The organism is Vibrio sp. A37, from assembly GCF_059777565.1.
In genome coordinates this window covers 16,510-36,469 of the sequence record NZ_JBLNLI010000011.1, presented here as the reverse complement: position 1 = coordinate 36,469, position 19,960 = coordinate 16,510, and the positions used below count along the sequence as shown (strand labels likewise).

12 protein-coding genes are annotated in these 19,960 nt (G+C 42.1%); 3 read left to right on the top strand and 9 right to left on the bottom strand.

Translation table 11 applies throughout. The features are described from left to right. Positions 1 to 5 precede the first annotated feature (5 nt). The 3 genes from recD to recC form a co-directional block, all read right to left on the bottom strand. Positions 6 to 2,093 carry an exodeoxyribonuclease V subunit alpha gene (gene recD / locus ACM2FC_RS17200; protein WP_498482202.1) on the bottom strand — a complete coding sequence of 696 codons (2,088 nt, stop codon included), beginning with the start codon at positions 2,091 to 2,093 and terminating at the stop codon, positions 6 to 8. Continuing rightward, positions 2,093 to 5,731, bottom strand: a complete 3,639-nt coding sequence (gene recB, locus ACM2FC_RS17195) for an exodeoxyribonuclease V subunit beta (RefSeq protein WP_498482201.1) — start codon at positions 5,729 to 5,731, stop codon at positions 2,093 to 2,095. The genes recD and recB overlap by 1 nt, the downstream gene beginning before the upstream one ends. A 255-nt stretch (positions 5,732 to 5,986) precedes the next feature. After that, complete coding sequence (recC, locus tag ACM2FC_RS17190; protein ID WP_498482200.1) at positions 5,987 to 9,457, bottom strand: exodeoxyribonuclease V subunit gamma; 3,471 nt, start codon at positions 9,455 to 9,457, stop codon at positions 5,987 to 5,989. Positions 9,458 to 9,681: 224 nt separating this feature from the next. Between recC and ACM2FC_RS17185 the strand changes: the two genes are divergently transcribed. From ACM2FC_RS17185 to ACM2FC_RS17175, 3 genes are all read left to right on the top strand, one after another. Beyond that, positions 9,682 to 10,578, top strand: coding sequence for a LysR family transcriptional regulator (locus tag ACM2FC_RS17185; protein ID WP_498482199.1), 897 nt, complete (start codon positions 9,682 to 9,684; stop codon positions 10,576 to 10,578). 113 nt (positions 10,579 to 10,691) lie between these two features. Beyond that, positions 10,692 to 11,012, top strand: a complete 321-nt coding sequence (locus ACM2FC_RS17180; protein ID WP_498482198.1) for a YebG family protein — start codon at positions 10,692 to 10,694, stop codon at positions 11,010 to 11,012. Positions 11,013 to 11,162: 150 nt separating this feature from the next. Then, complete coding sequence (locus ACM2FC_RS17175) at positions 11,163 to 11,909, top strand: copper homeostasis protein CutC (RefSeq protein ID WP_498482197.1); 747 nt, start codon at positions 11,163 to 11,165, stop codon at positions 11,907 to 11,909. Between the two features lie 8 nt (positions 11,910 to 11,917). Here the strand turns inward: ACM2FC_RS17175 and ACM2FC_RS17170 are convergent, their stop codons facing one another. From ACM2FC_RS17170 to ACM2FC_RS17145, 6 genes are all read right to left on the bottom strand, one after another. Further along, positions 11,918 to 13,915, bottom strand: coding sequence for a diguanylate cyclase domain-containing protein (locus ACM2FC_RS17170; RefSeq protein WP_498482330.1), 1,998 nt, complete (start codon positions 13,913 to 13,915; stop codon positions 11,918 to 11,920). A gap of 107 nt (positions 13,916 to 14,022) precedes the next feature. Beyond that, positions 14,023 to 15,006 carry an ABC transporter substrate-binding protein gene (locus ACM2FC_RS17165; RefSeq protein WP_498482195.1) on the bottom strand — a complete coding sequence of 328 codons (984 nt, stop codon included), beginning with the start codon at positions 15,004 to 15,006 and terminating at the stop codon, positions 14,023 to 14,025. A 234-nt stretch (positions 15,007 to 15,240) separates the two neighbouring features. Continuing rightward, the gene (gene phoU, locus ACM2FC_RS17160; protein ID WP_498482194.1) at positions 15,241 to 15,939 is read right to left on the bottom strand and encodes a phosphate signaling complex protein PhoU; all 699 of its coding nucleotides are present in this window, start codon (positions 15,937 to 15,939) and stop codon (positions 15,241 to 15,243) included. 31 nt (positions 15,940 to 15,970) lie between these two features. After that, positions 15,971 to 16,789 (bottom strand): phosphate ABC transporter ATP-binding protein PstB, encoded by an 819-nt coding sequence (gene pstB / locus ACM2FC_RS17155; RefSeq protein WP_498482193.1) that lies wholly within the window; start codon positions 16,787 to 16,789, stop codon positions 15,971 to 15,973. A gap of 2 nt (positions 16,790 to 16,791) precedes the next feature. Continuing rightward, entirely contained in the window at positions 16,792 to 18,438 is a 1,647-nt protein-coding gene (gene pstA, locus ACM2FC_RS17150) for a phosphate ABC transporter permease PstA (RefSeq protein WP_498482192.1), read from the bottom strand. Positions 18,439 to 18,462: 24 nt separating this feature from the next. Continuing rightward, the gene (locus tag ACM2FC_RS17145; RefSeq protein WP_498482329.1) at positions 18,463 to 19,338 is read right to left on the bottom strand and encodes an ABC transporter permease subunit; all 876 of its coding nucleotides are present in this window, start codon (positions 19,336 to 19,338) and stop codon (positions 18,463 to 18,465) included. Positions 19,339 to 19,960 lie beyond the last annotated feature (622 nt).

Here is a 19,960-nt window from a genome sequence, read left to right as displayed (position 1 = left end):
GACGGTTATAGCACTTGTAACTTTGCCGCTAGCCCACTGGCCCTGACCGTTCTCGACTTTATTGCCTTCCTAAGTACTGCCTTATCACAATACAGCTCAAAATGATTTCGCGCTCTCGTTACACCAGTATAAATCAGCTCCCTTGTTAGCACTGGATTGTGCTCTTTAGGTAATACCATTTGCACGAAATCAAACTCACTCCCTTGAGACTTGTGAATAGTCATCGCAAATGCCGTTTCATGTTCCGGCACTCGACTTGGTAAAAAAGCTTTAACGCTGCTATCAGGCAACTCAAAGAAAACTCTCAGACGCTCTCCATCAAAGATGCAGAGACCAATATCACCATTATACAAGCCTAAGTTATGGTCATTACGAGTTATCATTACTGGCCTTCCGTGATACCACTGTTCACCTTTAATAAAAATAAGCTTTTTCGACTCAAGTCCCTGTTCAATTTTTTTATTCAGCCCAGATACCCCGTAGTCCCCTTCTCTCAACGCACATAACAGACGGCAGCGAGCAAAAGCATTCAAGGCTAGTTTAGCTGCTTCAAAAATATTCGTTGCGTCGCTATCACTCTGCTGTATGCATTCAAGGTAAGCCCGATATTGAGCCACAAGTGTACGAATGAGGTGATTCATATTGTTTTTGTTGACTGTAAATTGAGCAATATCTGTAAAGTCACTTCGATACACTTTTTCCACTTGCTCGTATTTACCAGTATTTATCGCCTTCGCTAGTTGCCCAATTCCGGAGCGCGCATCAAAACGATAGCTTTTCTGCAGCATACATAAACTATCACTAATGGAAGGAGCAGCTGTTGTTTGACTACTAACTCGGTGCTGAGTCAGCATAGCTATAGATTTTACTTGCTGAACACTGTAGCCATATTGAGTAAATTGACATATATCTCCAAGGACTGAGCCCGCTTCAACAGAAGCTAATTGATCTTTATCACCAAGTAAAATGAGCCTCGCATGTTCAGGTAAAGCATCGATCACTCGATACATCATAGATAAGTCTACCATTGACGCTTCATCGATGACCAAAATATCTAGACGTAGTGGATTCCCTCTATCATGAATAAATTTGACGCTATTTGGAATCGCTCCAAGAAGACGATGCAAGGTACTGGAGTCAGTAGGAATGACTTGTTTTAACTCCGAATCAAAGGGGATACTTGCTAATGCGTTGCCAACCGATTCTGTTAACCTCGCCGCTGCCTTACCCGTTGGCGCGGCAAGCTTGATAATAGGGGTCTCTCCTGTTTGCTGCGCTTGCGCAGACACAGCTAAAAGTAACTTAGTGACCGTGGTGGTTTTTCCAGTACCCGGCCCGCCTGAAATTACGGTAAGTTTACGAGTGAGCGCAATGGATGCCGCTACCTTTTGCCAATCAACACATAATGACTTTGCGACTAATCTATCCAGTTCATTAAGCTGTTCAACGCTGCTTGCGTGCTGGCAAACTTTATCCACTCTAGTCCAGTCTACACTTTCAGTTTCAACGACATCTAGATGGTCACAAACCAATTGCTGCATCGTTGACACGCTAGAAGCGCTAATTTCTCTCGCTTTCCGTATTGCATTAAGTAAATACCGATAGTCACGACAAAAAAGTTGCCCTAACACACTGGCTAGGTTTTCCAACTCAGGAATCTGCATGGTCACTGGCTTAGAAAGTGTAGATAGCTTTTCTACCAGAGCGGCTTCGTAGTGCCAATACCTTTGTAGATACAATCGATGACCGTCGAAAATCAAAGGCACTGAATCATTTTCTGAATGAACAATCGAACAATTTGTTAAAATCGTTTGCCAATCATACTTTGAGATAACTGCAAGTAATTCAGGTTTATGCTCTAGCAATCGAGACATGACATTAGAAAATTGCTGAGTCACTCCTCGATTATCAAATATCAACAGACAGACATTTCCCTTACCCAGTTCAATACTTAACAGCCCCGCTAACCATGCCACTTCATCGTTATCTTTTTTGACTTGAGAATGGATAAAGCGCGCAAACTGATAATCAATTGGGCGAATGTAACCTTGCTGAGACAGCCATTTCATTTCATCTAATAAGCAAGCATTCATTATAAATCTAGCTCCAATTGGCCTTGTTCAAATGGCTTTGCCGAGTTTCCATCAATCAACTCATCCATCTCTTTAATGAGGGAGTATTCTGGCTTTTGAAAAAAGATGCCTGTGTCATTGCTCTTTGCAACCCCGCGTAAAAATACGTAATAGACGCCACCAAAATGCTGGTCATAATCGTAATCTGGCACCCTATTTCTTAAGTAACGGTGCAAGGCTAAGCAGTATATTTGGTACTGTAAATCGTAGCGATGCTCAGCCATCGCGCTTTCAAGCGCTTCAGAATGGTAATCTTCAATAGCGTCACCTAAGTAATTTGACTTCCAGTCTAAGACGTAAAATTTACCTTGCGCTTCAAACACCAAGTCTATAAACCCTTTTAGCATTCCCTTAACGGGTTGGAAGCCTAACTCTCCAGCTAGAGAAGAGAGTGAGTCATATTTATGAGTAATCGTATTGAGTTGCGCTGCTGTAAGCATTTCAATTGGAAGTAAGAACTCCATTTCAATTAAGCGATTCTCTGCCGGTAAATCCGCCAATCGTAACGCTTTGTCGTTGAGCTGTACTTGCAAAATAGTATTTACTAACTGAGTTAGCACGGGTAACCATTGCAGATCAAAGCCTTCTCTATCCAGCAACTTTTCAATTATCTGCTGATTGTCTTTCTCCTCTGCAGATTGATTAAAATCTACTTGCTCAAACAACGTATGTAAGAAAGTACCCGGGCGAGCACCTTTTGGAAAAGTAAATATGGAGTATTCAAAAGCCTTAACCGATTCTTCTAGCTCGATATCTTCATCAGAGTCGATGTCGAAGCTAGCTTCATCAATAATTAGCTCCTCTCGGGAAGAATGAATGTTGTGTTTTACCAAATTGGAATAACTGGTAAGTCGCCACGATCTATCGATATTTCTTTTTGAGCTTTGTGCTATTACATCCGTCACTTTATCTGCGCTTGCGACCAATCGACACATTTTTTCATTCGGCAGCTCAGAGAGCTGTATTGCCTCTGAGCTGTGACAAAGCGACGTTAATGACTGCCTCAGCATATCAACATCACCTACTTTGCCGTTTTGAAGCAAATACCCAAGAGCACTTTTGTGAATATCTGAGGTGACTTTGTTTGCATTACCGATCTTGAGCGGTGCAACCCCCACGTAGCACGCATACACTGAGCGAGTTAACGCAACGTATATCAATCGTAGGTCTTCAGCCAGTCGTTCTTGTTCAGCTTTTTCCAATGCTTCTTGACTGCGGTTTACATCTAACACAGTCCTTTTACTTTCAGCATCGTGATACTTTGCCTCTCTTGCTTCACTGAAGCTACAAGCAAATGGCAAAAACACTAGGTTGTACTCCAACCCCTTTGATTTGTGAATAGTGACGATTTGGACAAGATTGCTTTCCGATTCCAGCCTCTGATTATGTTCATCTGCGCTTGACACCCCATTCGCATCTTCAATTTTTTGCGAAAGCCAATGAATGAGGCCATAAAAGCTATCAATTTCCAAGCTGGCCTGTTGAAGTAACTCACTCAAATGCATTAAGTCAGTAAGAACGCGGTCTCCTCCCTCATGGCATAATAGCTGCTCCGCTATTTGTCGCTTACTCATGACTGCACGTAGCATGGGTAGAAAGCCACGTTGATGCCACAGAGTTCGATATTCTTTGAACTCGAAGATGGCTGCCTCCCAAGCATTTTCATCATTGTTGAGCAAATCCAGTTGCGGCAATTCTAATGCAAGTAACGAGCAAGCTAGACCCGCTCTTAAAAATCGCTCATTTTCAGGCGCTAAAACAGCATTCAATATCAGTACTAAATCGGTCGCAGCGGAGCTAAGAAAAACACTTTGCCGATTAGATAAAAACACACTTGCAATACCTCGCTCCAGCAGTGCTTGTTTCACCATCTGAGCTTGATTTTTATTGCGAACCAAAATCGCAATATCGCTTGCTTCAATGGCTTTGTTTCCTGAACCCGATTTTAAGTAAGCATTGCCATTTTGAGCAGCTGTCAAAATAGTATAAATCTGGCTAGATGTTGCTTGAGCCATCATCGCTTGGTAATCACCTGAGTTGGTGAAAGAGTCATTTTTCTTATCGAACCAAATATTTAGCGCTGGCTGCGGACTAGCCTTCCCGGTTCTACCTTCAAGCCACCAACTCCGTTGACCCGCATCTGGGCTTGAATTCACTGGATAAAACGGAATATCGCTATCATATAAAAATGGGCCATCAGCCTGAGAGAAAAGATGGTTCACCGACTCAACCATTTCTGCACTAGAGCGCCAGTTTGTATCCAATGTGTATTGAGAGGAAACTTGTTTCTTTGCTGTTATATAGGTAAAGATATCCGCGCCGCGAAAACCATAGATTGCTTGCTTGGGATCGCCGATCATCAATAACGCACTTTGTTGGTCAGACAAATATATTTGACTAAAGATGTTGTATTGAAGCGGATCGGTATCTTGAAATTCATCAATCATAGCCACTGGATATTGCTGACGAATTTTATCTTTGAGAACAGAATGTTCATCCAATTCGATCGCAGCCGACAATTGAGTCAACAAATCATCAAATGAAAAAACCTGATTCTGCTCTTTGACTTGCTTTAGGCGAAGGCGGCAAAACTGGATGGCTTGCGCAAGAAGCGGCCCCTTAATGGAAATGTCCTGTGATAAAAATTGCTCAACGCTATCAAACACTTTATGCTCTGGAGCGTCACCTTTTTGAGTTTTCTCATGTAACAATTGTTGAGAAAAGCGATACAGATTCTTCGGTAAAGAATAACTCGTTGTTTGAGATTCAGCCCAACTGGTTACCTCGTCAAGCCAAGCTGGTAGGCTATTCTTTTTGTACGTGCGCCTATCCACACCAGAAGAGCTAATAAGAGTGTGAAAGTCTGCACAGCCTGTAAGCCACTCCTGCTTAAGCGATTGAATGCGTCTTATATTCTCTTGATGAGCCTCTACTAATGAGTCTTTAGGCGGCTCGGTGGTCAAAGATATCTCTGCCCCAGATAAATACCTCTCCACATCCAACAATAGTTTGTTTGGAGATTCCCATAGCTTACGAATTTCTTTCACTAGTTCTATAGGTAATGAGTAGAAATTTTGTCGCCAATAATCGGCAACAACCTGAGCTTTCAAGAAGGCTTCATCGGTAATTAGCTCATTGTTGAATTGGGCGCCAGATTCAAATGCATGCTGTTTTAACATCCGCTGGCAAAAACCGTGGATCGTAAAAATAGCCGCTTCATCCATTTGTCTCTCAGCATCCAGCAGTAAATTTGCCGCTGTTTTATGATCAGAGGTTTGCTCTAGAAAAGGGGCAAGGAAGCCATCTTCTGTTTTCCCTCGCAAGAATGCCAATCTAGCCTCATGAATGCGTTTACGGATTCTGTCACGCAACTCTTCTGTTGCCGCATCAGTGAATGTAACAACCAAAATTTGATCAACGGTCAACGCTTGATTGTGCTTGGAGTTGTTCTCACCATGGCCTAGTAACAATCGCAAATATAAGCCGGCAATCGTATAAGTTTTTCCTGTGCCTGCTGATGCCTCTATTAGCCTCGCGCCATGCAAAGGGAAGCTCATAATTTCTAGGGGTTGAATATTGTCGGCGGATTGACCAGCCATAGTGCACCATCTCAATTTAATTCACTAAAGCCACAGAAAAATAGCTGATAAAATAGACAAAAATATGCTTTTATCGTGACTTATTCGATATTACTGACATTCATTTGTAATCGCTTTGTAACAAAGGAGCGAGGTGGGATTCTAATCACGAAAAACTCAAACAGTTACGGATAAAATTTCTCTCGCTACTTAAGCAATTACCTCTTACTTATCTTAGTTTCATTGGTCTATAAACCTTGGCCTGCCAACAGTTCCCTACACACTTTTTTTGTTGGCGGCCAATTCTCTTTCATCCAAGGCATTTTCATATGCACTCTTTAATATTTCGCTTGCGTAGCCTTGAGTGTATTGAGCTAACTCGTCGTTCCACTTCGGCCATAATCGAGCAATGTATAAATTCGTACCTTCTCCTATCATCTGTGGAGTACCGTTAAACGCCGCTAGCATTTTTTTATCCACATCTTCAGCAGTCACTTCTTTTTTGCCTCGTACTTTATAGGCTTTCAGGTTAGCCAAAGCGGTTTTAGGAAAATAAGCAAAAGGAGTGTTCATCCCTTGAACATAGTATTCTACAAGCTTCCTGAGTTGTTGTTGTGCATACTCTTGATCCGAAATAGCGGAGTAAACCTTGTGCTCCAATTTGGCCTTGTCCATCCCAAGCAGGTGTGTTGGTAGCACATGCCCCATTGCCGCAGCACACAAGTGATCTATCCAAGCAGACAAATAATCTTCAGAGCGAATCCGTCCACTTCGATATCTAATCAATCCTGATTCAAAGTGCTTTGTTAACCAACCGGTTACTAAAATCTTGCTTTCTGAACTACCAACATCTATTGGCAAAGTGAGTTCAATGTCATCTTTTGCGAACAAACACAAGCTATGAACTTTTTCGTATAAAGGGGCAATTTTATCGCGCTGCTGCTCAAACTCTAAAGTGCCAAACTCGCCAACAGGTAAATTTCCAAAGGCTCTTTGCGTCTGTATATAGTTAGACCAACGCTCGCCTTGGCTATTTTCTCCAAGTGGCGTTTCAATGAGATCGTCAAGAAGTTGATTACGTAGCAAGTAGCCTTGTAAAGGGTTTAATGCAAAAGGCTCGTCATCTTCAGGCACCCAGTGATCAGAGTGAAAATACACTTTGAGGCGTCGGTTGAAAAAGTACTTTACAGGTAACTTCCAAAATTTTTGTAGCTCGCTAACATCGAGCTCCATTGGGAAATTTTCACCGATGAAGTAGTTATCCAGTTCACCTAAAGTTTGCGGCTCAAGCAATCCTCGAACATTTGCAGCCGGTAACCACTCTTTGGCAAAGCTTCCTGCACCTTGAGTAAACGCGTTGGAGCTAAATGGTGTCATCGCATGAGTGAAGCTAAGGGAGTGAATTAATCTGTCTCCTGATTCATCTGTAGGTAGGTGCTCGTGACCTTGGAGGCAATAGTTTTGGTGACAATAATCCATCAATTCAGATACCAAAACCGACGGGACCTTTTCGGTGTTTTTCTCGATAGAGCGACCGACATAACTTATGTACAAATAACTTTGTGCGGAGAGTAATGCTTCCAAAAACAGGTATCGGTCATCAACCCGACGAGATCGATCCCCTGGCTTGGAACGTCCGACTAATAAATCAAAACTTTCGGGAGGAATAGAGCGCGGGTACACGCCATCGTTCATTCCAAGTAAACACACAACTTTAAAAGGGATGGAACGCATTGGCATCAAAGTACAAAAGTTAACCTGACCCGCTAGAAACCTTTGACTCACTCTGTTCGAGGAGAGTTTATTCTTCAAATAATGACTAACAATATTTGCCGCTAAATTTTGCTCATATCTCGCTTCTTCAATATTGTCTTGTAAATGAATCACAGTGTCTCGAATAGTTTTGAGGGCTAGTTCCCCTTCTATATCGATCTCAAAAAAATCATCCATCATTTCAAATAATAGGCTTTTCCACCTATCAACAGAATGATCCCCTTGTAAAGACGTTCTGTAATGGCTGATCAATTCAATAAACAAAGCGAGCTTGCCCGCTAGTTCCGCCTGTAAACCCTGTACTTCATCGTACGGTGCTAGAGTTTGCTCCTCATGATTAAATAACCCAATATCGTCAGACATAGCATAGCCAAGAAGCATTCTCTGAATGCCGAATTGCCACGTATTTTGCTTTATTTTTGGTAACTGAAAATCTGCTCCAGTGTTTTCATCCAACCCCCAGCGAATACCCGACTCTTCGACCCACTGCCTGACTCTATCGAACTCCTCTTCACTAATATTCAATTTGCTCAAAATAGCGGGAGTTTCGAGGATCTCAAGCAACTCTGAGGAGGCGCAACGGCTATTTGGTAAATCAACCAAACGAGCAAAAGCTTTTAATATAGGGTTCTCAACATCAGCACTGAGATCGGAGATAGAAAAAGGAATATAGCGGTCGGCAGGAGCATTACTAAATATTGCTTGAATAGCAGGGCTATAGGCGTTGATGTCAGCAACCATGACGATTACATCACGAGGAGTCAAAGAATGATCATCATTAAACATAGTTAATAACTGATCGTGCAATACTTCAACTTCACGCAATGGGCTATGACAGGCATGAATAGAAAGTGAGTTGTCTCCATCAAGAATAACTTGCTTATGTGCACTTGCCTCGAATGCTTGATCATCTTGATGCTCTTCCAAGTTCAAGATATCCGCCTGAAGATGGTGCAGCAGTGAATTTCGCTCTATATCAACAAACGCTTCAATCTCGTGAGACTCAAGTTGAGACAACAGGTACAAGTTATCTCGCCCTAATTTTCCCATTGAGGCAAGCAAACTGTTTCCTACTTCACTGGTGTGGAGATCATCTTCAATGTTTTGTTCAACAGTCCCCTTTAACTGCTCAGCAATGCCCACTACTTCGGAGGCACTTTGCTTCCACTCAACTTGCTGGCGACGCTTAGCAGAAAGTTTTGCGAGAAACTTTTTGTCACGTACTTCACCCCAATAGTATCGACAAGGGTTGGTAAACATCAGGTGTACATCAATATGACGACCAATGGCCTTCAATGCATCTAAATATCGAGGAGGCAAAGAGGAAATGCCGAATACAAACAAGCGCTTTGGCAAAAAATCCAATGTTCCAGAATAATTGTTCAGAGAATCAATAAAGTGCTCGTATAAATTTGCACGATGAAAAGGAGACTGCTCAATCTGGAGCGTATAGTCATATAATTCTTGCCACAATATTGGCTGCCATGGGTGCTCATCATCGAGTTCGGTAACTGTCTTACCCGCTTCCCAAGCCGCTATCCACTCCGGTCTATATACGAGGTAACCGTCAAATGTGTCTGCTATTTTATCTGCCAATTGAAAAAGCTTGGTACCACTAGCATCACTACGTAAATATTTGGCTAATGGCTCAAACTCTGGCCTTTCTAATTGGGTGGGCAAAACCTTCATGATCTTCCAGCACATCGAATCTTTATTGAATGCACTGCGCTCAGGGACGTCTTGCAAAACGCGTGTGAAAAGGTGCCATATAAAAGCTGCGGGCAGAGGAAAATCTACGTTTGCGACAATTTTTAATTCTTTCGCCAGCTCCATTTTAAGCCACTGAGACATACCCGAGCTCTGTACGAGAATGTGCTCTTTTTCGAAAGGACGACTCAGCGGCTCACGTCGAATAAGCTCGACCAACAAAGACTTTAAAACATCAACTTGATTAGAGTGGTAAACAGTAAACAATTGGAGCTCAAGTTAGCAGGAGTTCATAAAAACTAGCTTAACATATCGAAAAAGATAAATAGATCTCAGTGCCGCAAAAACTTTAACACTGTAGCCCTTGTTTTTATTAGGAGAATTGATTAATGCTAATAGAAAGCAATCGAAAAATCGGATCACATCTCTATCCGAACGAATAAGTTCGAATGTTTAGATAAACGCGTAAAACTTAAAATGGACGTAAACTTATGGCAGCCAATATATCCCTGAAGCAGCTCAAAGTGTTTACCACATTAATCCGTCATAAAACATTAACGTCTGCTTCTGAGTCGTTATATTTATCTAAAGCCGCTGTCAGCATGGCAATCAGTGAACTAGAGAAACAGATTGGCCACACTCTATTTGATAGGATCAATAACCGTCTAATTCTAAATCAGGAAGGACAGCGCCTACTCCCTTTGGCTGATGAACTACTACAAAGAGCCAATGAAATAAACCTGATATTTAGTGACCATAATGTCCTTTCTGGGCAGTTAAGAATCGGAGCCAGTGACACCATTGGCAACCAGCTTGCACCAAATATTTTAAGTGAATTTCGTAACACTTATAACCACACATACCAAAGTTTATTTATATCCAACACAACCTTAATATGCCAAAAGCTCATCGATTATGAATTAGATATAGGATTAGTTGAAGGAAAAGTCGATCACGACGAAATCTCTTCTTGCACGTTTAGCCAAGACGAGATGTGTATCATCTGCCCTCCAAGCCACTCTCTAGCTAATAAGAAAATTGATTCCTTATCGCTTTTAGAAGATGAACCTTGGGTCCTTCGAGAAGCCGGCTCTGGCTCAAGAGAGTATTTTATGACTCAAATTGCGCCGCAGTTAGATAGCTGGGATGAATCATTTCAGCTTAATACGACAGAAGCGCTTATCAATAGTGTCGCCTCTGAGTTAGGACTGGGTTGCCTGTCGTCGCTCTCAGCAAGACACGCCATTGAAGATGGACGCGTCGGTGTTATTAAATTGCCTATGGATATGGATCGCCAACTTTGGATCTTACTCCACAAAGAGAAATATCAGAGTCCATTACTCAAACAGTTCATCGAGTTCTGTCATCAGCACCAGCGCAGGCTCTGAATGATTCCGAGCCTCTACAAAACACCTCTCAATAACAATCACCCTCTAGACTTAGCATGATATTTCCTGTATAAAAAAACAGTAATTAAACCTTAGACACTAGAGGATTAACCATGGCTGTAATCGTGAAGTACGTGGTGGAACGCAACGGAGAAGAAAAGATGACTTTTACCTCTAAAGCTGAAGCTGACGCCTATGACAAAATGTTGGATATGGCTGATGCACTTTTTGATTTAATGGGTAAAAGCGAGCTAATCGAAGACGAAACGAAGCAAGAAGAACTTGCATTGTATTTGGCTCAAAACAAAGAAGAAGTACTTTACGCACTGGGTGCTAAGCGCCGTCCAGCACCTAAAAAGCCTAAAGTGGTAGAAGAGACTGAAGAAGTCAGCGCTGAAGAAGAAAATTCAGACAACGAAGAAGACGCAGCGTAACGTTATCAAGGCCCTACAATTTCCGTTGCTAGGGCTTTCTCCTTCCCTAACCTTAAACGAGGAAATATCCTCGCCTCTAGTTTACCCTGATACTCCCGTACAAGAGTCGATATACTTACAGATAATAGCGTATACGAAGTTAGGTAAAACATGCAGTTAGAAGTCTGTGTCGATAATTTAGAGTCTGTTAAAAATGCCGCTCTAGGTGGAGCTACAAGAATCGAGCTATGCTCTTCGCTGGCCCTAGGGGGGTTAACTCCAAGTTACGGCTTTATGAAAGCGGCAATTGACTTAGTTAATATCCCAATATACGCAATGATCCGCCCTAGGCAAGGTGACTTTCTTTATTCAAAGGGAGAGATAGACTCGATGATTATGGACATCGAAGCTGCAGCAGACGCTCAAGTTCAAGGGGTCGTATTTGGAGTCTTACTTCCGAATGGAAAGCTTGATGAGAATGCCACGAAAACCTTAGTTGACAGAGCCCGTCAATTGGGCCTAGGAACAACATTCCACCGTGCTATCGACCAGTGCCAAGATCATGTCTTAGCGGTTAAACAATTAATCGACATTGGGTGTGAGCGCATATTGAGTTCTGGGTTATCCAACTCGGCTATTAAGGGCGTGGAAATACTTAAACAGATGGTCAAATTATCAAACGGAAACATTTCAATTATGGCAGGTGCTGGGGTCACTGCTGAAAATATTCGTAGCATATACAAAGCCAGTGGAGTAACAGAATTCCACATGTCAGGTAAATCTACTAGGGAAAGTAAGATGGACTATATTGCCAGCCAAGCTAAAATGGGCTCAAGCTCATTAGACGACTTTTCTATTCCAATTACAGATTCAAGCGCCATCAATCGCGCTAAAAAACAGATTTTAAGCCTAATATAACCGCCAAATTATGATTCATCATTTTTCGAATGATAGAAGTGAGTTGTATTTTTGCCCGAATATTTCGCCTGATACATAGCATCGTCAGCTTTTCTTATCAAACTTTCTATATCTTCTCCGTCATCAGGGTAGATTGAAACACCGATACTACCGGAAATACGGATATGTTCACCTTGTATAATTAACGGAGAAAATAGACTATCTTGAACCTTTGCCGCCACTCTTTCTGCTTGTTCTGTATTGGGCAACTCACCAAGCAAAATAGTAAATTCGTCGCCACCGAGCCTCGCCACCGTATCTTCTTTTCTTACGCACTTTCTCAGCCGATCCGCCACTTCCTTTAGTACCAAATCACCAGCATTATGACCTCTGGTATCATTAATCTTCTTGAAGTTATCTAGATCGATAAACAGCAACGCGACTTTGCACATTGCTCTTTCTGCATGAACGATAGCCTGTTCCAATCTATCTTGGAAAAGGCTTCGGTTAACTAAGCCAGTGAGGAAGTCGTAATGCGCTTGATGCCAGACCTTGAGCTCATTTTGCCGTTGTATCGTAATATCTTGCATCACGCCAATAACTTTGATAGCGGAGCCATTTTCATCGTAAATAGCTTCAGCTCGGTGTGCGACAAATTTCTCGATTCGGTTTTTTAAGATCAGTTTACTCGTCCATTGAATATGATGATCTTTGGCAGGAATCGTACGCCAACTTTTTTCGGCCAATTCTCTTTCTTGTTCATCCACTTTTTCTAAAATCGATTCAATGCCACTCTTAAAATCAGTTTCTTCAAAATTTAAAATGGTAAAAATTTCGTTTGACCAAGTGAACTGGTCCGAATGCACATCCCACTCCCAGTTTCCTAGCTGAGCAATTTGTTGAGCGTGTTTCAATAAGTTTTGGCTCTTTCTTAATTGTTTCTCTGTGACTTCTAAAGCTCGATATTCCCTCTCCAATTCTTGGTTCATATCGGCGAGTTTAGCGGCTTGCATTTTGTCTCGTTTTTGCGCGTGTTTTAAATCAACCACCATTTGATTGAAACTAGACAACAAAATATTCAGCTCATCCACATCAGTCTCGCGAATTGGCTCAGGGTATCGCCCTTCACTGACATCTTTCGCAGCCAGAGATAGCTTGTTTAAAGGGCTGATAATTTTGTTATTAAAATATATCCAAGTCAGATAAGCCAAAATGAGCGCAAGACACGATATTAAAATCACATCAAAAAGTACGTTGCGTATCAAGAGGTATGCTTGAGCCACTGGCTGCTCTACCACAACTTGCAAGCCGAATGGACTAAGTTTACCTAGTTGCGAATAGATAACAGAAACTTCACCTGACAAACCTTTCGACAGCTCACTAAGTTGATTATCGACAACAGTTCCACGCAATACAATACTTGGATTACGGTGTGCGACGACTCTTCCGTCCCCATTAATGACATAAGCATCCCGGCTTTCTTCTAGCCCCACCATCGCCAACGTATCCCAAATAGACTTGAGCCTAACTTCGGAATACAAGATGTCACTCACCTGAGCGTTACGTGGATTAATAATGGGAACAACTAAGCGAGCCATGGGCTCACGCAAGTCTGTGTCATACCACACTTCAACTTGCCTAACTTTGTCTCTCAGAGCATCAACAAACATTTGGGAAGCGATCAGTTCTTCAAATAACCCTGGACGCTTCAATGAAGTTCGAGAAACTTGTGTGATTGTGGAATTATCTAGACTGACCAAACTAGCCGATTGATATAGGCCACTGCCAAACACTAAATTTTGCAGCATTTCCCTTTGCTGATAAAAATTAGATTTGACTATCCCACTACTTTCAAGAAAACGAAAATCTCTCTCAGCTTGATCAAATATCGCGAGTACCCTGTATTCAATAGATATTGCTATTTGCTCAAATAGAGCCAGTTGCTGCGCTCTATAAGTCTCATAGCTCGCTCTACCAGATACGAGCGCAATGATTAAGATTGGGCCGACCGTCAGCCCTAAAAACATAATCAATAAGCGAAACCGCAAGCTCCGGGACAGGCTTGATTTATTCTGAGAACCTCTTAACCCTCGAATAGCAGCTAACTTCATATCAAATCAACGATACTACTTTGTTAGTTGGGAGTGTCTTCTGCTCGAATGACAACTTTGGCCTGTCGCAACAAGCTGTCTGGGACAGACAACCCTATGATATCTGCTGTCACTAGATTTATACCTAGGTAGGACTCTGCTGTTTCGACGGGCAACTGAGATACCTTAGCTCCTTCTAATACCTGATGTGCCATTCGAGCAGCTTGCTGACCTGCTTCATAATGTACTATTCCATAAGCCATCAATGCACCTTTCTCTACCTGAAGATTAGTAGGACCGGAAAGCGGGATTTTATGTTCGATAGAAGCTTTGACAATATCTTTAATGCGTTTGTTTACTACACTATCGGGCAAAATGAACATGATATCGGTATTTTGGGGGATACTAGCGAGTGCTTTCGCTACCGACTCACTATCAGGGCACTCAGCCAAATGAAGTACAACATTTAAAGTATCGGCACTGTTTTTCAATTGCTCTAACGCACTCATGGGAGCCGGATCGTTGGGGTTATATAACACTAAAATATTCTTGGCATTCGGGACTAACTGCTTCATAAGATCTAATCGCAGAGCTTGGTTGTTGCTGATCCTGACACCGCTAATATTACCGCCAGGCTCGGTAAGATTAGTCAGTACACCTGCTTTTATAGGATCTGCAATTACACCAAAAATAACGGGGATATTTGTGTGAGCGGTAGCGTGATATGCTGCAACACCTGTAGGAGTACCTGCGGTGAAGATGAGGTCTACTTTATTCTCAACGAACTTGCTAAGCTGATCCGTGAGTTCTTGGCCTGATAACGGTTTATCTTCAGAAATAATGGTTAAGTTTTTTCCTTCTAAATACCCCAACTCAGAAAGTCCATCTTTAAACCCTTTAACGTTGTTCAATCCATTTGGATTATTGGTGACTAGGCCAACAGTAAAGTGTTTTTTCTTCTGGTCACAGCCCGTAATAAATAGGACGACAATCGTGAAAACTAATCTATATAGTTTGGCTTTATTCATAACTAAATCCGTTTAGTTTAAAGGTCTTTGGTCGCAAAGGATGGTTATTCTTAATCCTAGCAGCCACACGAAAGAACCGAGAACATTACACGTTATAATTACTTACAACGTGATAAATCAGACACTCTAATAAACAAAAACTTAGGCGAAGAGCACAGTACTTTTTAGAAAAGAGAGAATCTGTTTATTGCTGTGATGAAGCAATGTGAAGACTGCGGAAGAAGCAAAATGTCCTTATTTTAAAACATCATCGATGCTCTGGTCCCCTAAATGACGAATGTCCTTTCCTTTTACAAAATAAATAATGTATTCACAAATATTTTGGCAACGATCACCCACTCGCTCGATGGCTTTCGCAGACCACATTACTTGTAGAACACTGGGTATGTCAGCAGGATTCTCGGTCATATAACTTATTAACTGGCGAATAACCGCTTCGTATTCAGCATCAATTCTATCGTCAAATTTGTACACTTCTGTCGCTGCATCTACATCCATCCGAGCAAAGGCGTCCAATACCTGATGCAACATGGATATGGCTTGACGACAAAGAGGCTCCAAAGAAACTTGAAAAAGTCGCTCTTGTGCGGTTTGGCTTTCAATTGCTACATGAGCAATTTTACTCGCTACATCGCCAATTCGTTCAAGGTCAGTAATGGTTTTTATGATAGCCATAATCAAGCGCAAGTCTTTTGCAGTAGGCTGGCGTTTGGCGATAATTCGGGTGCAAGCCTCGTCGATAAAGACTTCCATTGCGTTCACTTTGTGATCATCTTTGACGACTTTCCGCGCAAGTTCAATATCTTCTTTGTGCAAAGCTTGCATGGCGAACGCTAGCTGCTGCTCTACCAACCCACCCATGGTTAAGACATGGGTTCGGATAGATTCCAACTCAACGTTAAACTGACCTGAAATATGACGACCAAAGTTCATTGATTCTCCTGTAAATATTGACGATTATTCGCTATCCGTAGCGACCTGTAATGTAATCTTCTGTTTGTTTTTTCTTCGGTGAAGTAAATATGGAGTCTGTGTCTGAGTACTCTACCAATCTGCCAAGATGAATAAAAGCCGTGTGATCGCTGACTCTCGCCGCCTGCTGCATATTGTGGGTAACAATGACAACCGTATATTTGGTTTTAAGATCATTAATCAACTCTTCAATTGTCAATGTCGAAATCGGATCCAGAGCAGAAGTTGGCTCATCAAGTAGCAATACCTCAGGCTCAATTGCAATGGCTCTAGCAATCACCAGCCTTTGTTGCTGACCTCCTGACAAACCAAACGCATTTTCATGAAGGCGATGCTTTACTTCATCCCATAACGCGGCCGCAACCAATGAACGTTCAACAGCATCGTCCAAGGTTCGACTATTTTTGATGCCTTGCAATCTCAAGCCATAGACAACGTTTTCATAAATTGACTTAGGAAAAGGGTTCGGGCGCTGAAAAACCATCCCTACTCGGCGACGCAGAGTTGAAACATCAACACTTGGTTCATAGACATTTCTCCCCTGTAAGAACACTTTTCCATCCACACTGCACCCATCAACGAGATCGTTCATGCGGTTGATACAACGAAGTAAAGTCGACTTTCCACATCCAGAAGGACCAATAAAGGCGGTAACTTGTCCTTTTGGAATTCGCATTGTGATGTCAGTGAGCGCTTGCGCTTTTTTATAGAACAGGTTCAAGTTTTCAATAGCAATAGCAGTATCTTCTTCACTGAGATCATTAACATTGAGTGGAGCTTGATAACCAAGCGCTTGATTGACTGAAAACATATTTAATCCTGTCCTAGTACACGGTACTTTTCGCGCAAATTGTTACGAATGCTTATTGCCGTTAAGTTTAGTCCGACTATGACAGTAACCAATAAAAATGATGTGGCGTATACAAGTGGACGAGCCGATTCGATATTCGTGCTCTGAAATCCAATATCATAGATGTGAAAACCTAAATACATAAACTTACGGTCTAAGTGTAAATAAGGAAATTGGCCATCGATAGGCAAGCTAGATGTAAGCTTTACCGCTCCCACTAACATTAGCGGTGCAACTTCACCAGCGGCCCTAGCTACAGCTAATATTAGCCCCGTTAACATCGCAGGGGTCACCATAGGTAATACAATTCGACGTAAGGTTTCATACTGCGTTGCTCCAAGCGCCAATGAACCATGACGAACAGACGCCGGGATGCGACTAAGCCCTTCTTCAGTAGCAACAATCACGACAGGTAAAGTTAACACCGCTAAAGTCAACGCAGACCATAGCAAACCAGGAGTACCAAAAGTGGGAACTGGGAGTTTTTCCGCATAAAACAGTTTATCGATTGAAGTACCTATCGTATAAACAAAAAAGCCTAAACCAAACACCCCATAAACAATAGATGGAACACCAGCCAAATTTATTACCGCAATACGAACAATTCGTGTCAGCCAGTTATTCTTAGCATATTCATGCAGATAAATAGCAGCAATGACCCCTAGCGGCATCACGATAATCGACATGATAATAACCAACAACACCGTACCAAATATTGCGGGAAACACTCCCCCCTCTGAATTGGCTTCTCTCGGGTTTTCGGACAAAAATACCCAAACTTTTTTACACCAATGCGCAACTTTATCGAGTATTGTCATCTTATTTGGATACCAAACATCTAAAACTTGACTAAAAGGAATTTTGACTTGTTTTCCAGTCATTTCCTGCATTAAAAGCGCTCGCTGATTCAACTCTGAACGAAGTTGGTCAACCTTCTTATCCGCAGCATCCAGTTTCTTTAGTAACAGGCCAAGTTGGCTTTCATATTGGGATAAATACGCCTTGCTTGCGGTGCCACCCAACTCTTTGCTGCGCTTTTCTAAACGCAGCCGTTCGGCTTGAGCACTGTATTGCTTTATTTTGTCGTTGATGATTGTTTGAATTTCATCTCGAACCGTTTGCGCGTAAGTAATATCAGACGACAACTGCACATTTAGGTTGTGAGAAATATTCCCGTCAGCGTTAACGATACCAATTGGCTTGCCGTAAAAGTCACCGTTTTCAGATCGTTCAACAACAGCCCAATCTTTAGGTGCGGTACGAGAAATGATATTAATTGCCAACAAATGGACAAAATCGGCAGAGTAGAGCTCTCTGTTGGCAATCTTAACACTCAGGCGTTTTACCACACCTTTAGATTTTACTTCCGGAGGGAAATCGATATGCATTTCTTTCAAATGTCCGATAGGTACATAATCTGTGTTGTACAATTGCCCTACTAGAATATGGCCATCTTGGGTTTGCCATTGATACAAAGGCGCAGGCCAAAAATACGATAACCCTTTCCAGCCAATTAATAACAGAAGTCCAAGTACAGAAAGTAAACTAATACTAACGGCACCGCTGGTTAGCCAGATCCAAGGAGCTCCTATTTTAAACCATTTACTCATGTAAACCTTTACCTCTAGCCCGCTCTACATTGCACGATATTTATCCCGAAGACGTTGCCGAACCCACTCCGCCAACGAGTTCACGGCAAAGGTAAATATCAACAATATTAACGCCGACAAAAACAGGAGTCGGTAATGTGGGCTACCTACTTCCGATTCTGGCATTTCGATGGCAATAGTTGCAGATAGTGTTCTCATCCCTTCTAAAATATTCCAATCCATGATTGGCGTATTGCCTGTCGCCATCAGAACTATCATAGTTTCACCCACAGCTCTTCCAAGCCCCATCATCACCGCAGAAAAAATGCCAGGGCTAGCTGTCAACAACACAACATTAGTTAATGTTTGCCATGGAGTTGCACCTAGAGCAAGTGAGCCATCGGAAAGGTGCTTGGGTACTGAAAATACCGCGTCTTCAGCGATGGTAAATATGGTGGGTATCACGGCAAACCCCATCGCAAACCCTACAACTAAAGCATTTCTTTGGTTGTAATCAATACCGTGCTGCGCGAGGTACACTCTCACATCACCATTAAACAACCAAGCTTCAATAAGACCGCTATTGCCAAGAATCATATAGGTAAATAAAGCAATCAAAGGCATAAGTATTAAAGGATGCCAACCATTGGGGCAGTATCGAGTTAGTCGACTAGGTAACAGTTTCCATCCGAGACCAACAAGCACAATGAATGGGGGGAGTAGCAACATCGTTAGCACTATTGAGACTAAATGACTTTCTACAATTGGTGCAAACCATAACCCAGCTAAAAAACCAATAATAACGGTTGGAAGCGCTTCCATCAGTTCGATTGAAGGCTTGACGATTCGGCGCATGGTTTCAGACATAAAATATGCGGTGTAAATTGCGCCACAAATAGCAATAGGAAGTGAAAACAACATCGCGAACGCTGCCGCCTTAAGCGTACCGAAAGTAAGTGGCATTAAGCTGTATTTCGCTTCGTAATCATGACTGGATGAGGTTGTTTGCCAGACATACTCTGGCTTAGGGTAACTTTCATACCAAACCTTTTCCCACAGTGAGGAAAAAGAAATCTCAGGTGCGTAAGCCTCCACTTTTGAAACGGTTAACTGCCCTTCTCCGTAGACCAACAGGTATTCCTCATTCCCTGCCATCGCAGCTAACTGAGGAGAATAATCGACAATATTCTTAAATGATAAAGCGCGATCACTGGTGGTGTAATAGCTTTTAATCTCGCCATTTTTAGAAAAAGCATAAAATCCTTTGCGATAAGAATCCGGAACGATAAAACTCAAATTATCAGTCGGCTTAAAGCCGCGAATATACGAGAGTGAACGCTTTTGATTTTTCAGCACATCAAACCACTGGGATATTTCTCCATTGCTATAAGTCACCAATAAGGAATACGCACCAGCTAGAAGCTTAACGGATTTCACCGTCAATTTACTGTTGCCTCGAGATAAGTCGACCGTTTGGCGAACGATAAATTGGTTCGGTGCTTTTTCCACTACCGTTAATTTATCCCCCTCGCGGATATACAAG

Excerpts from the sequence above, each read along its gene's own strand:
- ACM2FC_RS17175 (WP_498482197.1), top strand. The coding sequence starts at position 11,163 with ATGCAGTTAGAAGTCTGTGTCGATAATTTAGAGTCTGTTAAAAATGCC.
- ACM2FC_RS17165 (WP_498482195.1), bottom strand. The coding sequence starts at position 15,006 with ATGAATAAAGCCAAACTATATAGATTAGTTTTCACGATTGTCGTCCTA.
- ACM2FC_RS17185 (WP_498482199.1), top strand. The coding sequence starts at position 9,682 with ATGGCAGCCAATATATCCCTGAAGCAGCTCAAAGTGTTTACCACATTA.
- phoU (WP_498482194.1), bottom strand. The coding sequence starts at position 15,939 with ATGAACTTTGGTCGTCATATTTCAGGTCAGTTTAACGTTGAGTTGGAA.
- ACM2FC_RS17145 (WP_498482329.1), bottom strand. The coding sequence starts at position 19,338 with ATGTTGTTTTCACTTCCTATTGCTATTTGTGGCGCAATTTACACCGCA.
- pstB (WP_498482193.1), bottom strand. The coding sequence starts at position 16,789 with ATGTTTTCAGTCAATCAAGCGCTTGGTTATCAAGCTCCACTCAATGTT.
- pstA (WP_498482192.1), bottom strand. The coding sequence starts at position 18,438 with ATGAGTAAATGGTTTAAAATAGGAGCTCCTTGGATCTGGCTAACCAGC.
- ACM2FC_RS17170 (WP_498482330.1), bottom strand. The coding sequence starts at position 13,915 with ATGTTTTTAGGGCTGACGGTCGGCCCAATCTTAATCATTGCGCTCGTA.
- recD (WP_498482202.1), bottom strand. The coding sequence starts at position 2,093 with ATGAATGCTTGCTTATTAGATGAAATGAAATGGCTGTCTCAGCAAGGT.
- ACM2FC_RS17180 (WP_498482198.1), top strand. The coding sequence starts at position 10,692 with ATGGCTGTAATCGTGAAGTACGTGGTGGAACGCAACGGAGAAGAAAAG.
- recB (WP_498482201.1), bottom strand. The coding sequence starts at position 5,731 with ATGGCTGGTCAATCCGCCGACAATATTCAACCCCTAGAAATTATGAGC.